Origin of the sequence: Lysinibacillus sp. NPDC096382 (assembly GCF_044762845.1) — a bacterium.
GTDB lineage: Bacteria > Bacillota > Bacilli > Bacillales_A > Planococcaceae > Lysinibacillus.
This window is the reverse complement of record NZ_JBIWFC010000039.1, coordinates 1-5,589: the sequence shown is the minus strand read 5'-3', so window position 1 is coordinate 5,589 and position 5,589 is coordinate 1. Positions and strand designations below refer to the sequence as shown.

General features: G+C 38.3%; 4 protein-coding genes, 1 tRNA gene and 1 rRNA gene. 3 read left to right on the top strand and 3 right to left on the bottom strand.

The genetic code is table 11. The features are described 5' to 3' along the window. Positions 1–14: 14 nt before the first annotated feature. Positions 15–86: transfer RNA gene (locus ACIQZA_RS25480), tRNA-Glu, on the top strand. A gap of 172 nt (positions 87–258) precedes the next feature. Here ACIQZA_RS25480 and nadA read toward each other — a convergent pair. The 3 genes from nadA to nadB are packed head-to-tail and all read right to left on the bottom strand — an operon-like array spanning position 259 to position 3,752. Further along, positions 259–1,362 carry a quinolinate synthase NadA gene (nadA, locus tag ACIQZA_RS25475; RefSeq protein ID WP_402884627.1) on the bottom strand — a complete coding sequence of 368 codons (1,104 nt, stop codon included), beginning with the start codon at positions 1,360–1,362 and terminating at the stop codon, positions 259–261. Beyond that, positions 1,349–2,209 (bottom strand): carboxylating nicotinate-nucleotide diphosphorylase, encoded by an 861-nt coding sequence (gene nadC / locus ACIQZA_RS25470; RefSeq protein ID WP_402884626.1) that lies wholly within the window; start codon positions 2,207–2,209, stop codon positions 1,349–1,351. The genes nadA and nadC overlap by 14 nt, the downstream gene beginning before the upstream one ends. Continuing rightward, positions 2,166–3,752, bottom strand: coding sequence for an L-aspartate oxidase (gene nadB, locus ACIQZA_RS25465; protein WP_400942030.1), 1,587 nt, complete (start codon positions 3,750–3,752; stop codon positions 2,166–2,168). The genes nadC and nadB overlap by 44 nt, the downstream gene beginning before the upstream one ends. Positions 3,753–3,843: 91 nt before the next feature. Between nadB and ACIQZA_RS25460 the strand changes: the two genes are divergently transcribed. Both ACIQZA_RS25460 and rrf read left to right on the top strand, forming a co-directional pair. Beyond that, positions 3,844–4,923 carry a cysteine desulfurase family protein gene (locus tag ACIQZA_RS25460; protein ID WP_400942028.1) on the top strand — a complete coding sequence of 360 codons (1,080 nt, stop codon included), beginning with the start codon at positions 3,844–3,846 and terminating at the stop codon, positions 4,921–4,923. 576 nt (positions 4,924–5,499) lie between these two features. Further along, a 5S ribosomal RNA gene (gene rrf, locus ACIQZA_RS25455) occupies positions 5,500–5,589 on the top strand; the annotation flags it as partial.

Here is a 5,589-nt window from a genome sequence, read left to right as displayed (position 1 = left end):
CCTTCTCCGCCATTGGCCCGTTGGTCAAGTGGTTAAGACACCGCCCTTTCACGGCGGTAACACGGGTTCGAATCCCGTACGGGTCATACTGAAATACAGTAGATGTAATTTACATCTACTGTATTTTTTTGTATAAAAATAGTTTTTAAGATTTTAAGATGAAATTTATTTATAATGAATATCACAACATGCTTGCGAAAAAGACTCAGTAACTATAATAACAAAACGTCTACCAGAAATGAGTAGACGTTTTGCCTTTTATGCCCTTAATAGCATCCTTTCAAGTGAGCTACGTGCTTCTTCAGCAGTGTGAGCATCTACTTGAATACGATTATGTGGTTGCCCCTTCTCTATACTTTCTAAGGACCAAAGCAGATGGGGAAGGTCAATTCGATTCATTGTAAGACAAGGACAGAAGTTCTTATTTAAAGAGATAATCTGCTTATCAGGGTGCTGCTGGATTATCCGATTAACAAGATTCATTTCTGTACCGATTGCCCATGCTGAACCACTCGGTGCTTTATTAATCGTATCGATAATGTATTTTGTAGAACCTGCATCATCTGAAGCCGCAACAACTTCACGATTACATTCAGGATGAACAATGATACGCATAGTAGGATGAACTTGACGTATAAGCTCCGTATGCTGAACTGTAAAACCTTCGTGGACGGAGCAGTGTCCCTTCCATAAGATGACTTGAATGTTTTCTGGTGGCTGATCTGTCTCAAGCATATTTGTATGAGGATTCCAAACTGCCATATTTTCAAGCGGTATTCCTAAATCATACGCAGTATTTCTTCCTAAATGTTGATCTGGTAAAAAGAAAATACGTGGTTTTTGTGTAAATGCCCATTTAACCATTTCTTTTGCATTGGACGATGTTACGCAGGCTCCACCATGACGCCCAGTAAATGCTTTAATGGCAGCGGTAGAATTGACATATGTTAGAGGGATAATGGTATCGCCAAAGAGTTTCTGTAAAATCGGCCATGCTTGTTCTGTTTGATAAATGTCTGCCATGTCTGCCATTGAACAGCCTGCACGCATATCAGGTAAATAAACATGCTGTTGTTCAGTTGTGAGCATATCAGCTGTTTCCGCCATAAAGTGTACGCCACAAAATACTATATGTTCAGCTTCCTTGTTAGCTGCTGATAATTGAGCAAGCTGCAAGGAATCCCCTGTTGCATCTACAAATTGAATCACTTCATCTTTTTGATAATGATGTCCAGGGATAAAGAGCTTACTACCTAATTTCTTTTTTATAGCTATAATGCGAGATTCCATGTCATTTTTAAATAATCCACGATAATGCTCTGGTAGTAGTGATGTTTGTTGTAATAAACTAGTGATGGACAATGGAATTAGCTCCTTTCGTTTTTACTAGTGCACTAATATCAAAGGCTTTTACTGAATGTGTTAGTGCTCCGAGTGAAATCCATTGAATACCTGTTTCTGCATAGGTATTTAAGTTATGAAGCGAAATGCCGCCTGAAGCTTCTGTAGCAATATGTGGTGGAACTTCTGGAAGCCATTCACGTATTTCCTCAGGGCTACGATTATCAAACATAATGATATCTGCGCCGGCTGCAATTGCTTCATCTAATTGTGCTTTTGTTTCGATTTCGACTTCAATTTTAATAGTGTGACCGATTTTTTCACGGGCCGCCTGTACTGCATTAGTAATACTACCCGCAAAAGCAATATGATTATCCTTCAGCATGATCGCATCGAATAGACCATTGCGATGGTTATAGGCGCCACCGACTCTAACAGCGTATTTATCTAACATACGCATTCCAGGCATTGTTTTGCGCGTATCGCATATTTTCGCATTAGTACCTGCAGTTTCTCGCACAGCTAAATTTGTAGTTGTGGCAATAGCAGACATACGCTGGATAAGATTCAAAATTACACGCTCTCCCATTAATAACTTTTGAAGAGGTCCTTGAATAACAGCGAGAACTTCACCATCCTTTACTTTTTCACCATCTTTTTTATATAGGGTAATATCCATCGATCGATCAAGTAGAAGAAATCCATGCTCAATGATGAGAGCTCCACAAAAAATACCGTCTTCTTTTGCATAAAAAGAAAAAGATCCTTGCTGTTCAGGGGAAAATATTAACTCACTCGATAAATCCCCATCACCTATATCCTCATTAAAAAATTGTTTTAGCAATTCCTCGAGTTTGATGATATTCATATAATGAATTCCTCACTTTCATCTGTCCTTGTTGAAAAATGATCCAACGGTTTGCCCAATGATGATCATCTTGTGGTCTGTCAATGCGAATATGTGATCCACGAGTTTCTTTTCGTGTAATGGCTGCGTGCGCCATTAATGTAGCGACAATATGCATCATGTAAAGTTCGAGTTCCTGCCGATTCAAGCTATCTAAATCAACATGAAGAAGTGTTTGCATTGAGGGCAATTGTTGTACGAATTGTTCCATATCGATACGATTTCGCACAATGCCTAACGTGTGCATCATCATTTGTCGTAATTGATCTTTTGTAAATAATGATGGCATTGTTTGTTGGTGATGTTTGTCATCAATTAAGAAACTATTTTGCTTACAACCTGTTTGAATAATGTATTGGGCTGTTCTTTGTCCAAACGTAATGCCTTCTAAAAGAGAGTTACTAGCTAAACGATTGGCACCATGCACCCCAGTACAAGCAACTTCACCTATTGCATATAGATTAGGAATAGATGTTCTTCCCTTGTCATCAGCAACAACACCACCCATTAAGAAATGACTACCTGGTGCTACAGGAATTAATTCATCTTGTAAATTAACATGATTGTCATAGCAAAGCTGAGCAATCGTAGGGAATTTTTCTTCAAAGTGTTCGATACTTGAAATATCAATAAAGGTTTCCTGCCCAGCAGCACGTTTATTAAATAATGCATGTGCAGTAATATGGCGTGGTGCTAAGTCCAACTGCTCATGAATGCCTTTCATTATGGGATGACGCAGTGCATCGACAAACTTTCCTCCGGCGCCACGGACAGCTTCAGAGACTAATCCTTTGGCCTGCCCTCCACACCAAAGTAAGCTCGGATGAAATTGCATAAATTCCATATCACTGATGGCAGCTCCAGCACGATATGCTAAAGCGATACCATCTCCAGTATTCGTAGCAAAGTTAGATGTACAAGAATATATAGCACCCGCACCTCCTGTCGCTAGAATGACGTGGTGGGCAAGGTAGCGCTTCGTTCCCTCTGCTCCTTTTGTCAGAACACCAACACAAGCTCCATCTGTATTCAATAAAAGCTCGTAAGCCATTTCATAGCAATTCACAACGATATTAGATGTAAGTTGTCTGAGCAAATAATCGATCATTACTTGGCCAGTACGATCACCACCTGCATGTAAAATACGGTGATGACTATGTGCCCCCTCTAAGCCTAGAGCGGGGGACCCATCAACTTGTCGATCAACTGGGAAGCCCTCATTTAATAAATCACTCATAATTTCCGTACCGTTTTCTATTAGTACTTCAACATTCCTTCTTTCATGATGATATTCACCAGCAATCAACGTATCAGCAATGTGAAACTTTGGATGATCTTCTTGACTTGTAACGGCAGCAATACCGCCTTGAGCACGATAAGAACTACTCATTTTAATTGAACATTTTGTAACTATCTGAACTTGAAAATGTCCTTCGAGTAGTCGAGCAGTTTGAAGTGCAGCAACGCCGCTACCAATAATAAGTACATCTGTCATTACATCCATACATATACCTTCTTTACAGTTGTCTTGACACATATCTTTACATAAAATAAAAGAGAAAACAAGACCTGATGAACTAGAAGGGAAGAATAAGATGATTTATTTGGATTACGCTTCAACCTCTCCAATGACTCCAAAAGCTCTTAAAGCATATTGTGAGGTAGCAAAGCAGTATTATGGGAATAGTGCAAGCCTACATGATCTAGGGGGCCAAGCACATTATTTTGTTGAACAGGCAAGAGCTGTCGTAGCAAAATCTCTTGGAGTAAATAGTGACGGTGTCATTTTTACTGGAAGCGGAACGGAGGGCAATTTAATTTCGATTTTGTCATTAGCTTTAGCGTCAAATAAAGGGAAGCACATTATTTCATCACAAGCTGAACACACTTCCGTGCATGCGGCTTTAAATACGCTTGAAAAAATGGGGTTTGTGGTCACGAAGTTACCTTTACAGCAAGATGGTTGTATTCATGTAGAGCAACTACGAGAAGCCATACAAGAAGATACGGCTTTAATCACTATCCAACATGTAAATTCAGAGATAGGCTCTATTCAACCTATTGAAGAAATAGCCGAGATTGCAAAACAATCAAACGTTCTCTTGCATGTTGATTGTGTACAGTCCTTCTGTAAACTTCCGTTAAAGCAGAAAGTAGATGCTATTACAATTTCAGCTCATAAAATAGGTGGGCCAAAAGGATGTGGAGCTATTTATATTAATCCTAAGCTCCGTGTTCCTGCATTAGCACCAGGTGTCACGCATGAACGTGGGTTTAGGGGAGGAACATTAGATACTCCAGCTATTGTCGCTTTTGCTACGGCGATTGAAGATTATCAATATGAGCGGAAGCACTATGAAGCATTACGTCAAAGTTTTAAGGGAAAATTACAAGAAACGTGTCAAATAATTGAGAGTAAGGAGCAATTGCCTAATATTTGTGGTGTACTAATGAAAAGAGTAGAGGGTCAATACGTTTTGTTAAAATTAAATGAAGCGGGGATATATATTTCCACAGGAAGTGCTTGTGATAGCCATGGTGAATCTGGTACGAACGCGATTTTATCAATGGGCTATTCTATGGAAGCGGCACGTCAATTTTTTAGAGTATCTTTTGGTCCAGCAACAACATTTGAGGAAATTGTTCAATTACAAATGGCTCTTTCTGTTATTTAACCTATTTAGCAGTTTTTGGTAAGAAAGTGCAACGTCAGAAATGTTCTTTCACCGGAGAGGAAATTTAGGGTTTAAATGATTGAGGATTAAATGAAACTAGAAAACTATCATTAAATAATTGTGAAATTATAAATTAACAGCCATGTTAGTTGAATCTATTAATAGTTTTTCGTTTATATTTTGCTTATTTAGTTGATTGTAACGAAGGGCTACTCTGATCGATCCTGTCGTAGATTAAAGATTCCTGCAAATAGCGAAGTGTCTCGACAATCAGAAAAGAGTAGCTCAAATCGGAAAACTGTGTTTTTTAATGAATAAAAATTGATAAAAATACTTCTGATAAATTAATTGTTTTCTTTTAATTAATCAATTGTTATAATAAATAGCAGAGTGATAATTTCTCTTACATAACAAAAATATCTTCGAAAAGTAATGATTTCTTTTTTTTTATAAAAAAGTGTTGCACAATGTGAGAAAACGTTATACAATAATTCTTGTCTTGAAGGACAGGTAATAAAAACTTCAAAACGAAATACATAAGATTTTCAACATACGAAGTATATTGAAAACTAATAGTCTAGTGATGATGGCAAAGAGGTCACACCCGTTCCCATACCGAACACGGAAGTTAAGCTCTTTAGCGCCGATGGTAGTTGGGGGCTTCCC